This is a genomic window from Parasutterella muris (assembly GCF_943193095.1).
GTDB classification, from domain to species: domain Bacteria; phylum Pseudomonadota; class Gammaproteobacteria; order Burkholderiales; family Burkholderiaceae_F; genus Parasutterella; species Parasutterella muris.
Genome location: NZ_CALPCV010000008.1, coordinates 37,002 through 53,681, shown reverse-complemented (window position 1 = coordinate 53,681; position 16,680 = coordinate 37,002). Strand labels below are relative to the sequence as shown.

Genomic DNA, 16,680 nt, shown 5'->3' with positions numbered 1-16,680 from the left:
TGATCAGAGATTATCTATTATTGATCAAGCCGATCAGTTTATCTGCGATATCCGCGACAGGCACCGTCTCATTCTTCAGATCTCTGCGGTGCGTGTATTCAACTTCACCGTTTTTGAGGCCGCGGTCGCCGATCGTGACGCGGTGCGGTACACCGATCAGTTCCCACTCAGCGAACATTACGCCGGGGCGCAGTCCTCTATCGTCAAGAATGACATCAATACCGGCCTCTTTCAGGCGGCCGTACAGTTCATTGGAAACCTTCTGAACTTCTTCGCTCTTGTCGTAGCCGACCGCGCAGATAACGACGGTAAAGGGCGCGATGCTGTCGGGCCAAATAATGCCCTTGTCATCATGACCCTGTTCAATCGCAGCGCCGAGCAGACGGGAAACGCCAATACCGTAGCAGCCCATCTGAAGGACCTGCGGTTTGCCGTTTTCATCCAGATAAGTCGCCTTCATCGCGGAAGAATACTTGTCGCCTAAGAAGAAGACATGGCCGACCTCGATGCCGCGCTGCATTTTCAGTGTGCCTTTGCCGTCAGGAGAAGCGTCTCCCACAACTACGTTGCGAATATCTGCGACAACGTCCGGTTCTCTCAGGTCGCGGCCCCAGTTCACGCCGCGAATGTGGTAGCCCTCTTCGTTGGCGCCGACAATGAAGTCGCTCATGTTGGCGACAGTGGTGTCCGCAACAATCGTGACATCCTTAGGAATACCGACAGGTCCGAGGTAGCCGGGTTTGCTGCCGAAAGTATTCATGATTTCAGAATCCGTCGCGAAGCGGAATCCGGGCTTGAGCGCGTCAAGTTTGCCCGCTTTCACTTCATTCAGGCTGTGGTCTCCGCGAAGCAGCAGCAGAACAATCTTCGCAGGCAGCGGATTGCCTTTTTCGTCGTACTGTTCAACCGCAAGCACGATGGATTTGACGCTGTCGGTGAGCGGCTTGCCCAGCAGTTCAACGACGAGTTCGCATTTATCTTTTCCGGGTGTCGGAACTTTTTCCATCGCTTCTTTGGGCTCTTCGCGTTTTTCGATCAGGCAGGGCGCCTCAGCGAGTTCGATATTTGCCGCGTAATCGCTGTCCGGGCAGAACACGATGAGGTCTTCGCCAGTGTCGGCGATCACTTGGAATTCCTGAGAGCGGGAGCCGCCGATCGAGCCGGAGTCGGCGCGCACCGCGCGGTACATCAGGCCGAGTCGATCAAAGATTCGGCAGTAAGCTTCAAACATCTTGTCGTAGCTCTTGCCGGCATCTTCAGCGTTTCTGTCGAATGAGTAGGCGTCCTTCATGATGAAGTCGCGGCCTCGCATCACGCCGAAGCGAGGGCGGCGTTCATCTCTGAACTTCGTCTGGATCTGGTAGAAATTCACAGGAAGCTGACGCCAGGACTTAATTTCCTGACGAGCGATATCCGTGACAACTTCCTCACTGGTCGGCTGCAGAACAAAATCACGGTCATGACGGTCCTTAATACGGAGGAGTTCATCTCCGTACTTCTGCCAGCGGCCGGTTTCCTGCCAAAGTTCAGCCGGCTGCACGATCGGCATCAGCAGTTCAATGGCGCCCGCTCTATCCATTTCTTCGCGGATAATGCTTTCAATTTTACGGAGGGAGCGAAGACCCATCGGCATGATGTCGTAGATGCCAGCGGCCAGTTTTTTAATCATGCCGGCGCGAAGCATCAGTTTCTGGCTAACGATTTCAGCGTCTGCGGGCGCTTCCTTCATGGTGGAAATAAAAAATTGTTTTGCTCTCATTTATTCAACTCTTGTAATGCCGGCAGAATGCGCTGCTTCCCCTTTCGAACAATCCGAAAAAGTTCCGCAAGGCGTACCGATATAATGTAAGGACACAAAAGAGTTATTTTAAAGTTTTTATGCTTGATCAACATGGATATCGACCGAATGTCGGCATTATTTTGACGAATCCTCTCCGACAGGTGTTCTGGGGAAAGCGGCTCGGTCAGCACTCGTGGCAGTTTCCACAGGGCGGTATCAACCGCGGGGAATCTCCGAGGGAGGCCATGTTCAGAGAGCTGTGGGAAGAACTCGGCCTTTTTGAAAATCAGGTCAGAATCATCGGTAGGACCGAAGACTGGCTTCGCTATGACGTTCCGGACCGCTGGGTGCGCAGAGATCTCAGAGGCATTTACAAAGGGCAGAAGCAGATTTGGTTTTTACTTGAGCTTCTGGGCAAGAACAAAGACATCAATCTGAAAGCGACCAATCATCCCGAATTTGAGGCTTGGCGCTGGAATGACTATTGGGTTCCGCTGAGTCAGGTCATTGAGTTCAAGCGCAATGTGTATAAAGAAGCGCTTACAGAGCTTGCACCGCTTATCTTTACCGATAAGAAATCACTGACACCGCCGCCCCGTTGGGAAAGAGCGGAAGGGCCGAATCACTTCAGACTGTACCGCAATTAAGAAAAGCCGCTCTCAATGCAAAACGCAGGAGCGGCTTTTTTGATATCAGAAGATCAGAGTGAAGCGACGACCATATTGTCCTGATGGATCAGTTCACGCTGTTCGATATAACCGAGTTCATCCAAGATTTCGTCGGTGTGATGTCCCATGATGCGCTTTGCTTCGGCAGAACCATAGTTAATAAGGCCGCGGCAAATTTCTTTTCCGTCCTTATCCACACAGGCGACGACTTCTCCTCTCAGGAAGTCTCCTTCCACAGCCTTAACACCGACCGGCAGAAGGCTCTTACCTGCTCTGACGGCGTGAATCGCACCTTCATCGATCACGCATTTGCCTTTGAGCTGCAGGTGATCGGCGATCCATTGGCTTCGCGCGGACATCGGCCGACTTTCGGCATAAAGCAGTGTGCCGATTGACTCACCGTGCGCAAGTTTTACCAGCACGTCTTCGATTCTTCCGCTTGCGATAATCGTGGAAGCACCGCTTCGAGCCGCGCGCTTAGCCGCCAAGATTTTGGTCAGCATACCGCCCTTGCCGATTGAGGAGCCGGCGCCGCCCGCCATCTCTTCGTATTTTTTATCTCCGGCCCGTCCGACCTGAACTAGGCGCGCATCGGCATTGCTGCGGGGATCCGCGGTAAAGAGCCCAAGCTGGTCGGTAAGAATGACGAGAAGGTCCGCCTCCACGAGATTGGTCACCAATGCACCAAGCGTATCGTTGTCGCCCACTTTAATTTCGTTTGTGACAACTGTGTCGTTTTCATTGATGATCGGCACGACTCCGAGATCTAAGAGCGTCACCAGTGTCTGACGAGCATTCAGATATCTTTCCCGGTCCGCCAAGTCGGCGTGTGTGAGCAGGATCTGAGCGGTCTTGATTCCGTAGATCTCAAAGCTTTTTTCATACGCTTCGATAATGCCCATTTGCCCGACCGCGGCCGCCGCCTGCAGTTCATGCATTTTCTTCGGGCGCTTACTCCAGCCGAGGCGTACCACGCCTTCGGCCACGGCACCTGAGCTCACCCAAATCACTTGTTTGCCCAGTTTCTGGAGTTCCGAAATTTGCTTTGTCCAGCGATCGATCGCAGCGCGATCCACTCCGCGGCCTTCGTCTGTCACTAAGGAGGAACCGACTTTTACGACGATGCGTTTGGCGTCCTGCCAAACTTTAAGATTTTCTTCCATATCTTCTGCTAATCCGGGATTCGTTGGTTTGGGAGATACTGCATATATTAAGCCGCCGTGCTGTGCACGGCGGTCTTTATCAGTTTATTTTTCTTCTTCAGGTTCAGGCGGGAAAACTTCTTCCTGATCGTCAAAGCGCACATCCGGCTCAGACTCCGCGAGCAGCTGTCTTCTCTGCTCATGGATATCTGCCGCGATCGCGTTCACGAGTTTATCGGTACCTTCTCGGGTCGCTGCCGAGATCGCAAAGAGCGGCGTATCCGCACCGAATTCCTTACGGTACTTCTCAATAACTTCAGCGCGTTCCTCTTCGGGCACCAAGTCCATCTTGTTCAGAACTACCCAGCGCGGTTTATCTGCCAGAGCAGGATCGAACTTACGAAGTTCTTCAACGATAGCTTTAGCCGCCGCGATCGGATCTTCCTCCGCGTGCATCGGAGCAACATCGATCACATGAAGCAGCAGACTGGTACGAGAGAGGTGTCTGAGGAACTGATGACCGAGTCCGGCGCCTTCAGAGGCACCCTCGATCAGTCCGGGAATATCAGCGATCACAAAGCTCGACTCGGGGCCAGCACGCACAACACCCAGATGCGGATGCAGTGTTGTGAAGGGATAGTCCGCAATTCTCGGTTTAGCGTTGGATACAGCAGAAATCAGAGTGGACTTGCCCGCATTCGGCAGTCCGAGCAAACCGACATCGGCCAATACGCGCAGTTCAAGCTTGAGCGCTCTTTCCTCTCCGGGTTCTCCGGGCGTGCACTGACGAGGCGCACGGTTCGTCGAAGACTTGAAATGGAGGTTGCCGAGGCCGCCTTTTCCGCCGCGGGCTAAAAGCGCCTTCTCACCGTTTTTATCCAAGTCGGCAATGGTTTCGCCGGTATTGATATCGGTAATCACGGTTCCGACGGGCACGCGCAGTTCAATATCGGGGGCGCCTCTGCCGTAGCAGTCGCTTCCGCGGCCGTTTTCGCCGTTTTTAGCTTGGAACTTACGGGTATAGCGGTAGTCAATCAGAGTGTTAAGGTTACGGTCTGCAATCGCGTAAATCGATCCGCCCCGGCCGCCGTCTCCGCCGTCAGGACCGCCTTTAGGAATGAATTTTTCACGGCGGAACGAGGCAACACCGTTGCCGCCCTTTCCGGCCATGACTTCAATTTTTGCTTCATCTACGAATTTCATTTTTTCCTGCCGCTGGCAATAGTTCTAATTATGTGATGATAGTCAGGTAAATAATTAAGCGCCCCGTTCCTTGCTAGGAATGGGGCGCCTCAATTCTTTTAAAGTGTCGTCAGTAAAGATTAGACGGGAACTACGTTGACGTAGTGACGATTCAGACGTCCGTGGACAACGAATTCAACCTTACCTGCAACCTTTGCGAACAGAGTGTGGTCACGACCCATACCGACGTTTTCACCGGCGTGGAAGTTCGTGCCGCGCTGACGAACGATGATGGCGCCCGGCTGGATCATTTCAGAGCCGAAAACTTTAACGCCAAGACGCTGAGCGTTGGAATCGCGGCCGTTACGTGTCGATCCGCCGCCTTTCTTATGTGCCATTTCAAATACCTCTTATCAAAAATTCAAATTAGGCCGAAATCTCGTCAATCTTGAGTTCGGTGTAGTTCTGACGATGACCGCCGCTCTTCATAGAGTGCTTGCGGCGACGGAACTTGAAGATACGTACCTTGTCGTGACGACCTTCAGAGAGGACCGTGGCTGTAACAAAAGCGCCCGGAACTGTCGGGTTGCCAAGAGTAAGACCGGCATCAGTCTTAACAGCGAGAACGGTCTCGAGTTTGATCTGAGAGCCGACTTCGCCCGGCAGAGTTTCGACTTTTACTTTATCGCCAACAGCAACAGTGTACTGTTTGCCGCCGGTTTTAATAATTGCGTACATGCTTTACCTTTAACACTTCAATGCAGTCTGCGTCCTGCTGAAGCCTTTTTGTTTGCTAGAAAGAAGTTTGCGCAGAGCTCGGCATTATGGAGGAAAATTCTCATTAAGTCAAACCGTTATATGTTTTATTTTTTCTCCGCCTCATCCTCAGTACTTTGTTGCTGCGCAGCGTCTGTCCGCAGTTCATCTTCAGAGTGAGGAAAGCGCTCTGATCGAAGGAGTTTCCATGGTGCTTTATTAATATGAAAGCTTCATTTTCCGCCGCCTCTTCCATGTTTTTAACAGCCGAGTCTTATTCGGGTCAGTTTTCTTAGCGGGCAGGAATTATTGCCGTATATAAGCTAGTCACGGACACTTTCCTGTTCTAATTTCCATTAATTCAGAAATCTTGTTTAATATTAAACACAAATATTTCGCATTATTAGGAATAAAAAGAATGGCCAACGTAGCAGAAACGATGCAGCGCGTTATTGCACCGATCGCTGAAGATCTCGTCGAGGTAGACAAGGCGGTAATTTCTGATTTGCAAAGTGACATCCCTCTTATTAAGAAGATCTCTGGCTACATTGTCAGCGCAGGCGGCAAACGGATGCGTCCTGTTGTTCTTCTTCTGATCGCCCGAGCGCTCGGATGTCAAAACAAGGATCCTGTGTTTTTAGCCACAATGATCGAGTATGTCCATACCGCCAGTCTTCTCCATGACGATGTGGTCGACGAATCAGATTTAAGACGCGGCAAGCCCACGGCCAGCTTCAAGTGGGGCAATGCCAGCGCGATTCTGGTTGGTGACTTTATGTATTCGAAAGCATTCCAGTTAATGGTCCGAACACAGAATCTGAGGATCTGTGAAATTGTTGCCGGGGCGGTAAACCGTGTTTCCGAAGGCGAAGTCATTCAGCTTTTAAACATTCACGACACCACCGTGGACGAGAAGCGCTACATTGAAGTGATTGAGCGTAAAACCGGCGTACTGTTTGAAGCGGCTGCCCGCATGGCGGCGGTCTCTGCCGGCGCCGACAAAGCGGTAGAAGACGCTATGGCCGAATATGCGCTGTGTCTTGGCCGAGCATTCCAGATTATTGATGACGTACTGGATTATGTCGGCGTCTCCGGAAATACCGGAAAGAATCTTGGCACCGATTTACGCGAAGGCAAAATGACAATGCCGCTTATTTATGCGCTGAGAAACTGCTCAGAGACGGACGCTGAAACAATTCGTAACGCAATCAGTCACAGCGATCCTGACCTTGACGCAATTATCGGAATTATCAAGAAAACTAATGCGATTGAGTCCTGCATTTCCGCAGCCAGAAATGAAGTTCAGAACGGAATTCGACAGCTTGACTGCCTCCCGAGTAGCGCATTCAAAAATTCTCTGATAGAATTGCTTTCCTTGACAGTTGAGAGGGACAGTTAGTTCACTTGACGGTCAAATCGGAGTGTAGCTCAGCCTGGTAGAGTACTGCGTTCGGGACGCAGGTGTCGGAGGTTCGAATCCTCTCACTCCGACCAGAATTCGTAAAAACCGCGCAAGACCTGCGCGGTTTTTCTTTTTCCGAAGCGCAATCGAGCCGCTGCGAATGCGATCCTGAAGCTTGCAAATGCCTCGCCGATGAAGAACGACAGGCAGTTTTACAAGAGTTGATCAAGCAACGGGTAAACTCATCGATTTACAATCTCACTGACAACAACTGCAAATAATTTTTAATCCATCACGCCGGCAGCGGCAAGATTGAGATTACCGCCTCTATCGCAAAGGAATTGAAATGAGTACTTTATCTCAATGTTTGGACGAAGATTTAATTAATCTCATCGAAGATGAATTGAAAAAGCGAGGTTACACCTGTGGAGATGAAAAGAAAGAACAATTCGCGGGTTCAATCTATATTCTTGTCAATCCTGCCTTTCCGGACATGGTCAAAATTGGTTATGCGGATGACGTAGAGAAAAGATTAAAGAGTCTTAATAGAAACAGTGCCCTTCCCGATCCTTTTCACTGTTATGCAGCCTACAAGGTTAAGAAACGCTTGAGAGATAAGGAACTGCATAGACTGATTGATACGCTTGATCCGACTTTACGCCACGCTAAGAACCGCGAATTTTACGGAATGGATGCCAAGAAGGCCTACGAAATCCAATCTGCAATCGCTCAAATCAACGGCAGTGAAGCTCAGCTGATTCGCTACCCGATTGACGAAAATGGCGAGAGCGCTCCGGAATCTACCCCATCTAAAACAACGCCGCCTAAGAAAGGCAATTTGACGTTTGAACTCCTCGGCATCCCTGTAGGCACTACGCTGACATTTGTTAAGGACGCCAAAATCACCTGTACAACTCTTGATAAAAAGAACAAGGTTTCCTTTGAAGGCAAGACGTACTCACTAAGCGGCCTTGGACAACATTTAATGAAGGTAAAAGCCATACAAGGCGGATTGTACTTTGCCTACAACGGTGAAACTTTAGTGGATATTAGAAAAAGACTGAATGTATAGACTCTTTTCCTGAGGTGGTTAATGAGTCGGTGCGACCGCCCCGGGAGGTGTTTTTTATAAAGACTGAGTCGTTTAAACGATGGGAAAGAGCGCATTCTTCATGCTTTAAAATACTTTCTACGTGTAAGACTATTCAATGGCCTTTTTAACCTGGAAAAAGGCCTCTTTTTATATATTGAGTCCCCAAATGGCAGAAAATAAAGTTCAAGCAGTAAATATGTATAACCCCTCCCATCTCTCGCTAGACCGTTTACTTTATAATCTCGGGAACTCCTCATCCGGCATTAAGCGCGATAAAGGAACTCGGTTTGAAACGCTGATCCGAGACTGGCTCACAAAAGAACCGACGTACCGAGACTTATTTTCTGAGGTCCTAACTTATAAGGACTGGAGTCAGAAGCACCCGGAATTAGTATCGTCCTCTCGCGACATCGGCATAGACCTGGTCGGCGTTAACGCCGATGACAACAGATTTACGGCAATTCAGTGCAAGTTCTATGACAAAGAAGCCACAGTCCTTAAAGGCGGCGTCGACTCATTCCTTGCTTCGTCCAGCAAACCGTTCTTCACCAGACGTTTCTTAGTCGCGACCAATGAAAAATGGAGCGAGAACGTCAGAGAAGAACTTGACAAGCAAGTTCCTCCGATCACTCTGATAACACGAGAAACCTTAGCAAGTTCTACCGTCGACTGGGACGCTTATCAGAGGGGAGAATTAAAAGAAGTTGCAAAGCGTACCCCTCGCGACTATCAAAAAGAAGCTATCAGAAAAGTTATCAACGGCTTTAAAGAAGCCGACCGCGGCAAACTGATCATGGCCTGCGGTACCGGTAAGACCTACACTTCTCTGAAGATTGCAGAGAAGCAAGCCGGGGAAGGCAAGTTGGTTTTGTTCTTAGTGCCGTCGCTTTCTCTTCTTTCGCAGACGCTCACAGACTGGAAGCAGCAATGCATTTATCCCATCAAGGCTTTTGCGGTTTGTTCTGATTCTTCCACCGGTAAAGCCGATCTGGAGGATTTGGAATCTTTGACCGTCGGAAGCGAACTCTCTTATCCGGCCACGACCGACGCCAAGACGTTAGGAAAAGAAGTGACAAAAGCCTTGGAAAACAAGGATGCGATGACGGTCATCTTCTCTACCTACCAGTCCATCGATGTTATTCATCAGGCGCAGAATTTACCGACCGACGCTGTCAAAGAGTTCGATTTAGTGATTTGTGATGAGGCTCACAGAACTGCGGGCGGCCACTTCACTGACGAGAAAGAGGCTGTCTTCACACGCATTCACAACAATGACTACGTCAAAGCGAAAAAGCGTCTCTACATGACGGCTACGCCGAAAATTTACGGCAGTAATGCGAAAAAACAAAATGACGAGGGCGACATTGTCCTCTACTCCATGGACGATAAAGACGTTTATGGAGAAACCTTCCACTCGATTAACTTCACACAAGCGGTCAGACTCGGAAGCCTGGTTGACTACAAAGTTATTGTTCTGACGGTCAACGAATCCATGATTGGAGATAAGAACGATCCGGATGATTTAGCTCTCGGAGCTCAGGGAGGTCTCTCCGTATCGAACGCTGCAAAAGTCATCGGATGCTGGAGGGCTTTGTCTAAGCGCGACTTACAGGGCGAAATCTCACTCGGAGACGATTTGCAGCCCATGAGACGAGCTGTCGGTTTTGCTCAGGTTATCAATCCTTCCGACAAATACGACAAAGTTTCTTCCAAACAATTTACAGCTGAATTCCAAAACACAATTGAGCGGTTTAAAGACAAACTCCGTAAAGAAACCAAGTCCTTGGATGAAGCTTTCTTTAATGAACAGAACGGTCTCATTTGCGATGCACGCCACATCGACGGATCGATGGATGCAACAGAAAAAGCCAACCGTCTCGAATGGCTTAGGGCCGACACGGAAGAAGGACACTGCAAAATCCTATTTAATGTTCGCTGTCTTTCCGAGGGCGTCGATGTTCCTTCGTTAGACGCCGTGCTTTTCTTGTCGCCTCGTAAGTCGATGGTCGACGTTGTCCAGACTGTCGGACGAGTTATGCGTACTTCCAAGAATACGAAGAAGGAGCGCGGCTACGTCATTATTCCGATTGTCACACCCGCTGGAATTCCGGCCGATTCAGTGCTAGATAACAACAAGGACTTCGAGACGGTTTGGCAGGTTTTGAGAGCCTTGAAATCGATTGACGAAGATTTCGGATCCATGGTTGACGGACAGTTGAAAACCGTCAATTCTGAAAAACTCGAAGTTATTTGCCTAACGGATAAAAAGCTCACAAGAAAAAGTCCCACAGGCGGCGGAGATGGCAGAAAAAAAACAAAGAGGGAGAAAGCCAGCTCCGGGAGGAAAAGATGTTCCGAACCCTCAGCTTGCTCTGCCATTCGGAAGAGATTCCATATTGGAGGAAGACATCAGAGCGAGAATCGTAAAGAAAGTCGGAAACCGAAAAGAATGGAGCGATTGGGCCGAAGATGTCGGCAGGATTTGCGAAGAACAGGTCAAGCACATCAAATCCATTTTAGATGATCAGGCAAACGAAGAATCTCGAAAAAAATTCGAGGAGTTCTCTAAGGAACTAAAAAACACTCTGAACGGAGAGCTTTCACGCGAGGAAATTCTCGACATGCTGGGTCAGCACATTGTCACAAAACCTGTGATGGATGCGCTCTTCGCCGAGTTCCCGTTCACTGAACGGAATCCAATTGCCAGAGCAATGACATCAACGTTGGATGCTCTGGATAAGGAGGGCATGAAGTCCGCAACAAAGTTATTAGAGGGCTTCTACAACTCGGTCAAACTCCGTGCTAAGAACATTAAAACATCCGAAGACAGACAAACGGTCATTCTGGAACTCTTCGATAAATTTTTTAAATTTGCCTTCCCAAAAATGAGGGATAAACTGGGCATTGTTTACACCCCTGTTCCTGTGGTTGACTTCATCAATCAGTCGGTAGCAGACATTATGAAAAAGGAATTTGGTACAACCATTGATGCACCGAATGTCCATATTCTCGATCCGTTTACAGGAACCGGGACATTTCTAACGAGATTAATGCAAAGCGGCCTCATTCCGACGGACAAACTCAACGAAAAATTCAAGAACGATATCCATGCGCATGAGATAGTCCCTCTCGCTTATTACGTAGCTTCAATGAACTTGGAAAGTACGCTGCATGAATTAGTACCGAATCTTGAATATGAGCCCAACCCCGTGATGATTTGGACGGATACTTTTGCCGATCACGATGCCAAAAGTTTTTTCAGTACATCATTAGCTGAAAATAATGCTCGATTGGCTAAGGCCAATGAGTTGGACATTCGAGTGATCATTGGCAATCCACCTTATTCAGTTGGACAGGATTCCGCAAATGATAACAATCAGAATGAACACTATGAAAAATTAGACAACAGAATATCGGAAACATACGCTAAACGCACGGCCGCCACATTAAAAAACTCCCTCTATGATTCATATATCCGTGCTTACCGCTGGGCATCCGACCGTATTAAAGACAAAGGTGTTATTGGTTTTGTGACTAATGCCGGATGGATTGAATCCAACAGTGCCGACGGTATGCGTAAATGCATGGCAGAAGAGTTCAATTCAATCTATATTTTCCATTTGAAGGGAAATGCCAGAACTCAAGGCGAGCAACGCCGTAAAGAAAAAGACAACATTTTTGGTGAGGGAAGTCGGGCTCCGGTTGCAATAGTTCTTCTTGTTAAAAATCCGGATGATCCTGAAAAAGGCAAGATTTATTTCCATGCCGTTGATGATTATTTAACTAGGGAAGAAAAACTAACACAGCTGGCAAAGGCTGAGTCAATTTCAAAAATTGACTGGCAGAGAACCTACCCTGATAAGCATGGTGACTGGTTAAATCAGAGAGATGATTCTTACTCTTGTTTCATGAGAGTAGATGGAAAGAAAACTCTAGAGCACGCCATCTTCAAAAATTACTCACGAGGCGTAGCAACAGGCAGAGATGCCTGGACGTATAACTCTTCTCGTGATAATTTAGCCCAAAATGTAGTGAACTTGATAGAACACTATAACGCAGAAGTAGACAGATGTTCTAAGGAGAGAGAAAGTTTTATCCCATCCTCCGATCCTCACTATATTAATTGGGATCGACCCCAAAAAAGAGATGTTTTAAACGGAAAATATAGCCAGCTATTTTCTAAAGAAAAACAATACGCATCTTTTTATCGTCCCTTTAACCGACAGAGGCTTTATTTCGATCATTATTGGAATAACTGCGTTTATCAGATGCCGAAACTTTTCCCGACTGCATCTTCGAAAAATCTTGCCATTTGCGTTGCAGGTATTGGAGCAAAAGAGTTTTCTTGCCTGATGGTAGATCGAATACCTGATCTTCAGCTTGTTTTTAACGGACAATGCTTCCCCCGCTACATTTATACCTCAGCTGCTCGCCCAAAGAAAGAGGAACCGGATTTATTTAATCCACCTGAAGAGAATTCAAAAAACGCCGCTTCCAAAGGCTTTATCAAAGAAGATGCGATTACTGATGAAGCACTGGAACATTTCCGACAAGCTTATCCGGAGAACTCAATTTCAAAGGATGATCTCTTCTATTACATCTACGGTATTTTGCATAGCCCGGATTACCGGACAAAGTATGCAAATAATTTGAGTAAGGAGCTTCCGAGAATTCCGCGTGTTGCCGCATTTGAACAGTTCAAAGCATTCAGTGAAGCGGGCGGAAAGTTAGCCGATCTGCATGTGAATTTTGAAAAGCAGCCTCGTTACTCAGGCGTTAACATTCAAATGAAACCGGGTGCCTCGTTCCACGTAACTCGAATGGAGTGGGGCCGGATTAAAGGGAAAAAAGGCAATGCTGCAAAAGATAAAACCCGGCTGATCTACAACTCAGACATCACGATAGAAAACATTCCTCTGGAGGCTCAGGAGTACGTAGTCAATAAGAAGAGCGCTCTGGACTGGATCGTTGAAAAGTGCTGCGTCAAAGTTGACAAGGACAGCGGCATTGTCAATGACTTTAATAAGTACGGAGAAGAAATAGGCGACACCACATATCCGTACGATTTGTTCCTTAAGGTCATTACAGTGAGCGTGGAGACAGTAAAGATCGTCAAAAATCTTCCGGCGTTGGAAATACACCCGCTGGACAGAGAAGGCGATTGAGTTTCAGAGAGGCGGCATGTCATTCGCTTAGAACCGGCTGACATGCACTAAACATAAGGAGCTTTCGGGGGAAATGAGGGCTCTGCCCGTCCTGAGTGAAAACTTTGGCGTTTCCCCCTATTTTCGGCATTTGGATGGCAAACTATAGCCTCTTCTAATTTGAGACCGAAAAAATGCTTCTAAAGCGCCTCCTCCTAACCCAAGCCTTGCTTTTCTCCGGCCTCTCGTCAAATTTGACTGCCGCAGAATTGAACCTCTACGCCTCTATGCCGGAAAAATATGCGACACAAGTGTTAGCGCAGTTCTCTAAAGATACCGGCATCAAAGTAAATTACCTGCGGCTTTCCGCCGGAGAAGTCCTCACGCGGCTGAAAGCGGAAAGAAAAAATCCTCAGGTCGATGCTGTCCTCGGCGGTCCTGCTGACTTTTTGGAGGCCGCAAAACAAGACAACCTGCTTAGCGTCTATCGCCCAAAAAATGCGGATAAGATTCCGTCGCAGTTTTTAGATCCGGACGGCTATTGGACCGGTGTCGGCTTCATGCCGCTTGCCTTCATTACCAACAACAAGTTTTTGGAAAAGCAGAAGTTAAAAGCGCCCTCTTCTTGGCTCGATCTGCTTAAACCGGAATACAAAAACGGAATTATTCTTGCGGACGCCCGTACCTCCGGAACCGCAACCGAACGCCTCTTTTCGCTTGAAATGGCTTTTGGAGATAAAGGCTCGATTGATTACCAAAAGCAGCTTCATAAAAACGTTCAGATGTATACCAAAAGCGGAGCTTGGCCGGCAATGCGCGTGGGAGAAGGCCTTGCTGCTGCGGCGATCGTCTACCTTCCCGACGCTTTGGATATAAAACAGCTCGGCTACCCGGTCTCCATCAGCTATCCGAAAGAAGGCGTTACGGTTGGCATCGAAACCGTTGCTGTCGTTAAGGGCGCAAAAAATAAAAAAGAAGCAGAAGCTTTTATGGAATGGGCTTCCAGCCCAAAGTTTGCGCATTTCATTCTGAAGAATAAAATCCAATACGCCCCAACCCGTACCGATGTAGCTGCGGACGATCCTGTGCTCAATTTATCCAACATCAAAGTGCTGGATATTCCGCTTGCATGGAAAGGACAGCATCGCGGCGAATTAACGGAAAAATGGATCAATAACGTTCTTCAGAAATAAAAGCTATGAGAATTATCGGATTAACCGGAGGAATCGGCAGCGGTAAAACAACTGTCTCGGACGAATTCTCTGCCCTCGGTGTTACCGTAGTCGACGCTGACTGCGTCTCTCGCGCGGTGACCGCTCCCGGCGGCATCGCGATCGATGCGGTTCGACTAGCTTTCGGAAATGACGCTATCTCGCCCGACGGGTCAATGGATCGCAAATTCATGAGGGATTTAGTTTTCAGGGATCCGCAGCAGAGAAAAAAACTTGAGTCGATCCTCCATCCGATTATTCAAAAAGAATGCCTCAGGCAGCTCAGCGAAGCAAAAGGCCGCTACTGCATCATCAGTGTGCCGCTGTTAACAGAGAATTCTTTTTGGAAGCAGCGTATCAGCCGGCTTCTCGTCGTTGACACTCCCGAAGAAATGCAAATCACCCGCGTTATGAAGAGAAACGGCTTCTCCCGTGAAGAGGTCATGTCAATTCTTAATGCTCAAGCCTCGAGGACTGAGCGGCTTAAATCCGCTGATGACATTATCGAAAATGTTTTTTCCATTAAAGAGCTAAAAGAAGCGGTCCATCGCCTGCATACCAAATACTCGTCTATAGACAGAGAATTATCGATTTCCCCAGCATGCTGATCGATGCAGGAAAAAGTACCGATGCAGAGCAAAGGAAATACATAAGCAGCTTCGTCGCTTTAAATGCGCTCGGACACACGGACAAAATCACTCTGACTGTCTCGAACAGTTCAGCAAAAGACAGAACGCAATTTGGAAAGTTAGAAGAATAATCTTCAAGCTCTAAGCAAAATTACTATCCGTTAGCACATATTTGTGGTAGATTTTAATAACTAAAAAAAGGCCAAATAATGACTGACGGGTTGCTTCGCTATGAATTCCCGGCTAACGAAAAAATTCGCACGTTCCTTCGATTGGCGGATCTCTTTTCTCAGCTGGAATGGTTTGCTCAACAAGAGAATTTAAACGATCACCGTGCGGCTATCCTTAAGTACTTCGAAATACAGGAAGTCACGGTGCGTGGAGATCAGAAAAATGATCTCCTGCATGAACTTGCCCGCTTCAGATCATGCCTTGAACCTTTAGCTTTTAATGAGCATGTCGATCAGAACTCTCTCAAAATGACGCTTGAGCAGCTTCAGAAGAGCAGAGCTGAACTCAGCACTGTCGGCGTGCGTATTTCACATCTTTCCTCACAGAATGAATTTCTTAAAACCGTAGGACAGCGCTCGGCAATTCCGGCCGGAACCTGCGAGTTTGATATCCCTATGTACCATCATTGGCTACATCTTCCGGCAGAGGAAAGAAAAGCGAACCTCAAGGAATGGATCGCTCCGCTTAAACCGTACAGAACCGCAATCGACTTAATTCTCGACTTGCTGCGCGGTACCGCGGAACTCAAAACTGAAAACGCGGTGAACGGCGCTTACCAGAAAGATCTTCAGGGTAAGACTTTCACACTGCTGCAGATCTTTGTTGATCCCAAGCTTGGATTGGTTCCCAAAATTTCGGCAAACCGATATCTGCTTTCCGTCAGATTTAATCCCGTTAATTTTGGTAAAAACGGCCCCGAACACTTGGTTCCTGCAAACGCTCCGTTTACACTTGGCCTCTGCAATATGTAACTCCTAATTGTTGTTATGGCCTTAAAAGTAAAGTGCCCGACATGCGGTCGGGAATGTGAATATTCTGAAAAAAATCCGTTTCGTCCTTTCTGCTGCGAACGCTGCAAGCTGATTGACTTGGGCGCTTGGGCCGAAGGTTCCTACGTAATCAAAAGCAAGAACCAGGAAGCCGACGATGATCTTGATATCTCAGAAGAAGCGCTTGCAACCGGCAAACTGCACAGCAAGATCAAACCGGAAAACGAAATTTAATTTATCAAAATCCTAAAATTCAGCATAAAACAAAAAAGGAGAGGAACCGAAATTCCTCTCCTTCTGAATCTAGGATGCCTCCTAAGAACTTCTCAGTATAGAAACGGAGGCGCGCCTCAATCTTGAAGGCGTGGTCGGCTTTGCCCTTGGTACCGCCTGTGAAGCCGTAACGGGCCCCGATGGTAGTCATGCCTTTATCAGCCTGAACGCCGAGCGCTACGTTTGTACCGAACTTGCCCGAGAACTCACCGTTTACAGTATCCCTTGCGCCATAAGCGTTTGTGAGCGTCGCCTTAGACTTGCAGCCTCCAAGCTGCGTGATCAGCGTCACATCAGCCTGCGGTCGGACATTCCAACCGTTCAAACCAAGCGATAGGAAAGAGTCCGGCTTTGCATGACTAAAAGAAAACCTGACCCGAAAATGCATGAGAGGAGTCG

15 protein-coding genes and 1 tRNA gene are annotated in these 16,680 nt (G+C 48.2%); 10 read left to right on the top strand and 6 right to left on the bottom strand.

The window, feature by feature from the left end:
• Positions 1-10 precede the first annotated feature (10 nt).
• Positions 11-1,759, bottom strand: coding sequence for a proline--tRNA ligase (locus tag NFR90_RS04565; RefSeq protein ID WP_251451021.1), 1,749 nt, complete (start codon positions 1,757-1,759; stop codon positions 11-13).
• 119 nt (positions 1,760-1,878) lie between these two features.
• Here NFR90_RS04565 and NFR90_RS04560 point away from each other — a divergent pair, with 119 nt between their 5' ends.
• Positions 1,879-2,427 carry an RNA pyrophosphohydrolase gene (locus NFR90_RS04560; RefSeq protein WP_370267325.1) on the top strand — a complete coding sequence of 183 codons (549 nt, stop codon included), beginning with the start codon at positions 1,879-1,881 and terminating at the stop codon, positions 2,425-2,427.
• A 53-nt stretch (positions 2,428-2,480) separates the two neighbouring features.
• Here NFR90_RS04560 and proB read toward each other — a convergent pair whose 3' ends face one another.
• From proB to rplU, 4 genes are all read right to left on the bottom strand, one after another.
• Positions 2,481-3,611 (bottom strand): glutamate 5-kinase, encoded by a 1,131-nt coding sequence (gene proB / locus NFR90_RS04555; RefSeq protein WP_251451019.1) that lies wholly within the window; start codon positions 3,609-3,611, stop codon positions 2,481-2,483.
• Between the two features lie 84 nt (positions 3,612-3,695).
• A complete protein-coding gene (obgE, locus tag NFR90_RS04550; RefSeq protein WP_251451017.1) occupies positions 3,696-4,793 on the bottom strand; it encodes a GTPase ObgE in 1,098 nt (365 codons plus the stop codon).
• Between the two features lie 119 nt (positions 4,794-4,912).
• Positions 4,913-5,170, bottom strand: coding sequence for a 50S ribosomal protein L27 (gene rpmA / locus NFR90_RS04545; protein ID WP_160335823.1), 258 nt, complete (start codon positions 5,168-5,170; stop codon positions 4,913-4,915).
• A 28-nt stretch (positions 5,171-5,198) separates the two neighbouring features.
• The gene (gene rplU / locus NFR90_RS04540) at positions 5,199-5,510 is read right to left on the bottom strand and encodes a 50S ribosomal protein L21 (RefSeq protein WP_160335824.1); all 312 of its coding nucleotides are present in this window, start codon (positions 5,508-5,510) and stop codon (positions 5,199-5,201) included.
• 436 nt (positions 5,511-5,946) lie between these two features.
• Here rplU and NFR90_RS04535 point away from each other — a divergent pair, with 436 nt between their 5' ends.
• From NFR90_RS04535 to NFR90_RS04495, 9 genes are all read left to right on the top strand, one after another.
• The gene (locus tag NFR90_RS04535; protein ID WP_251451015.1) at positions 5,947-6,927 is read left to right on the top strand and encodes a polyprenyl synthetase family protein; all 981 of its coding nucleotides are present in this window, start codon (positions 5,947-5,949) and stop codon (positions 6,925-6,927) included.
• Positions 6,928-6,945: 18 nt separating this feature from the next.
• Positions 6,946-7,022: transfer RNA gene (locus NFR90_RS04530), tRNA-Pro, on the top strand.
• A gap of 254 nt (positions 7,023-7,276) precedes the next feature.
• Positions 7,277-8,002 carry a GIY-YIG nuclease family protein gene (locus NFR90_RS04525; protein ID WP_251451013.1) on the top strand — a complete coding sequence of 242 codons (726 nt, stop codon included), beginning with the start codon at positions 7,277-7,279 and terminating at the stop codon, positions 8,000-8,002.
• A 187-nt stretch (positions 8,003-8,189) separates the two neighbouring features.
• Positions 8,190-10,547, top strand: a complete 2,358-nt coding sequence (locus NFR90_RS04520; RefSeq protein ID WP_251451010.1) for a restriction endonuclease — start codon at positions 8,190-8,192, stop codon at positions 10,545-10,547.
• Positions 10,432-13,188 (top strand): type ISP restriction/modification enzyme, encoded by a 2,757-nt coding sequence (locus NFR90_RS04515; protein WP_371873856.1) that lies wholly within the window; start codon positions 10,432-10,434, stop codon positions 13,186-13,188. The genes NFR90_RS04520 and NFR90_RS04515 overlap by 116 nt, the downstream gene beginning before the upstream one ends.
• A gap of 173 nt (positions 13,189-13,361) precedes the next feature.
• Positions 13,362-14,360, top strand: a complete 999-nt coding sequence (locus NFR90_RS04510) for an ABC transporter substrate-binding protein (RefSeq protein WP_251451006.1) — start codon at positions 13,362-13,364, stop codon at positions 14,358-14,360.
• 5 nt (positions 14,361-14,365) lie between these two features.
• Positions 14,366-14,986, top strand: a complete 621-nt coding sequence (gene coaE / locus NFR90_RS04505; RefSeq protein WP_251451004.1) for a dephospho-CoA kinase — start codon at positions 14,366-14,368, stop codon at positions 14,984-14,986.
• 230 nt (positions 14,987-15,216) lie between these two features.
• Positions 15,217-15,990, top strand: coding sequence for a cell division protein ZapD (gene zapD / locus NFR90_RS04500; RefSeq protein ID WP_160334622.1), 774 nt, complete (start codon positions 15,217-15,219; stop codon positions 15,988-15,990).
• Between the two features lie 15 nt (positions 15,991-16,005).
• Complete coding sequence (locus NFR90_RS04495) at positions 16,006-16,242, top strand: DNA gyrase inhibitor YacG (protein ID WP_251451002.1); 237 nt, start codon at positions 16,006-16,008, stop codon at positions 16,240-16,242.
• A 19-nt stretch (positions 16,243-16,261) separates the two neighbouring features.
• Here the strand turns inward: NFR90_RS04495 and NFR90_RS04490 are convergent, their stop codons facing one another.
• On the bottom strand, positions 16,262-16,669 hold the full coding sequence (locus tag NFR90_RS04490) for a hypothetical protein (protein WP_251451000.1): 408 nt from the start codon (positions 16,667-16,669) through the stop codon (positions 16,262-16,264).
• Positions 16,670-16,680 lie beyond the last annotated feature (11 nt).

Coding starts and splice junctions, on each gene's coding strand:
- NFR90_RS04525 (WP_251451013.1), top strand. CDS start 7,277: ATGAGTACTTTATCTCAATGTTTGGACGAAGATTTAATTAATCTCATC.
- NFR90_RS04565 (WP_251451021.1), bottom strand. CDS start 1,759: ATGAGAGCAAAACAATTTTTTATTTCCACCATGAAGGAAGCGCCCGCA.
- rplU (WP_160335824.1), bottom strand. CDS start 5,510: ATGTACGCAATTATTAAAACCGGCGGCAAACAGTACACTGTTGCTGTT.
- NFR90_RS04535 (WP_251451015.1), top strand. CDS start 5,947: ATGGCCAACGTAGCAGAAACGATGCAGCGCGTTATTGCACCGATCGCT.
- proB (WP_251451019.1), bottom strand. CDS start 3,611: ATGGAAGAAAATCTTAAAGTTTGGCAGGACGCCAAACGCATCGTCGTA.
- NFR90_RS04510 (WP_251451006.1), top strand. CDS start 13,362: ATGCTTCTAAAGCGCCTCCTCCTAACCCAAGCCTTGCTTTTCTCCGGC.
- NFR90_RS04560 (WP_370267325.1), top strand. CDS start 1,879: ATGCTTGATCAACATGGATATCGACCGAATGTCGGCATTATTTTGACG.
- zapD (WP_160334622.1), top strand. CDS start 15,217: ATGACTGACGGGTTGCTTCGCTATGAATTCCCGGCTAACGAAAAAATT.
- obgE (WP_251451017.1), bottom strand. CDS start 4,793: ATGAAATTCGTAGATGAAGCAAAAATTGAAGTCATGGCCGGAAAGGGC.
- NFR90_RS04490 (WP_251451000.1), bottom strand. CDS start 16,669: ATGCATTTTCGGGTCAGGTTTTCTTTTAGTCATGCAAAGCCGGACTCT.
- NFR90_RS04495 (WP_251451002.1), top strand. CDS start 16,006: ATGGCCTTAAAAGTAAAGTGCCCGACATGCGGTCGGGAATGTGAATAT.
- NFR90_RS04520 (WP_251451010.1), top strand. CDS start 8,190: ATGGCAGAAAATAAAGTTCAAGCAGTAAATATGTATAACCCCTCCCAT.
- coaE (WP_251451004.1), top strand. CDS start 14,366: ATGAGAATTATCGGATTAACCGGAGGAATCGGCAGCGGTAAAACAACT.
- rpmA (WP_160335823.1), bottom strand. CDS start 5,170: ATGGCACATAAGAAAGGCGGCGGATCGACACGTAACGGCCGCGATTCC.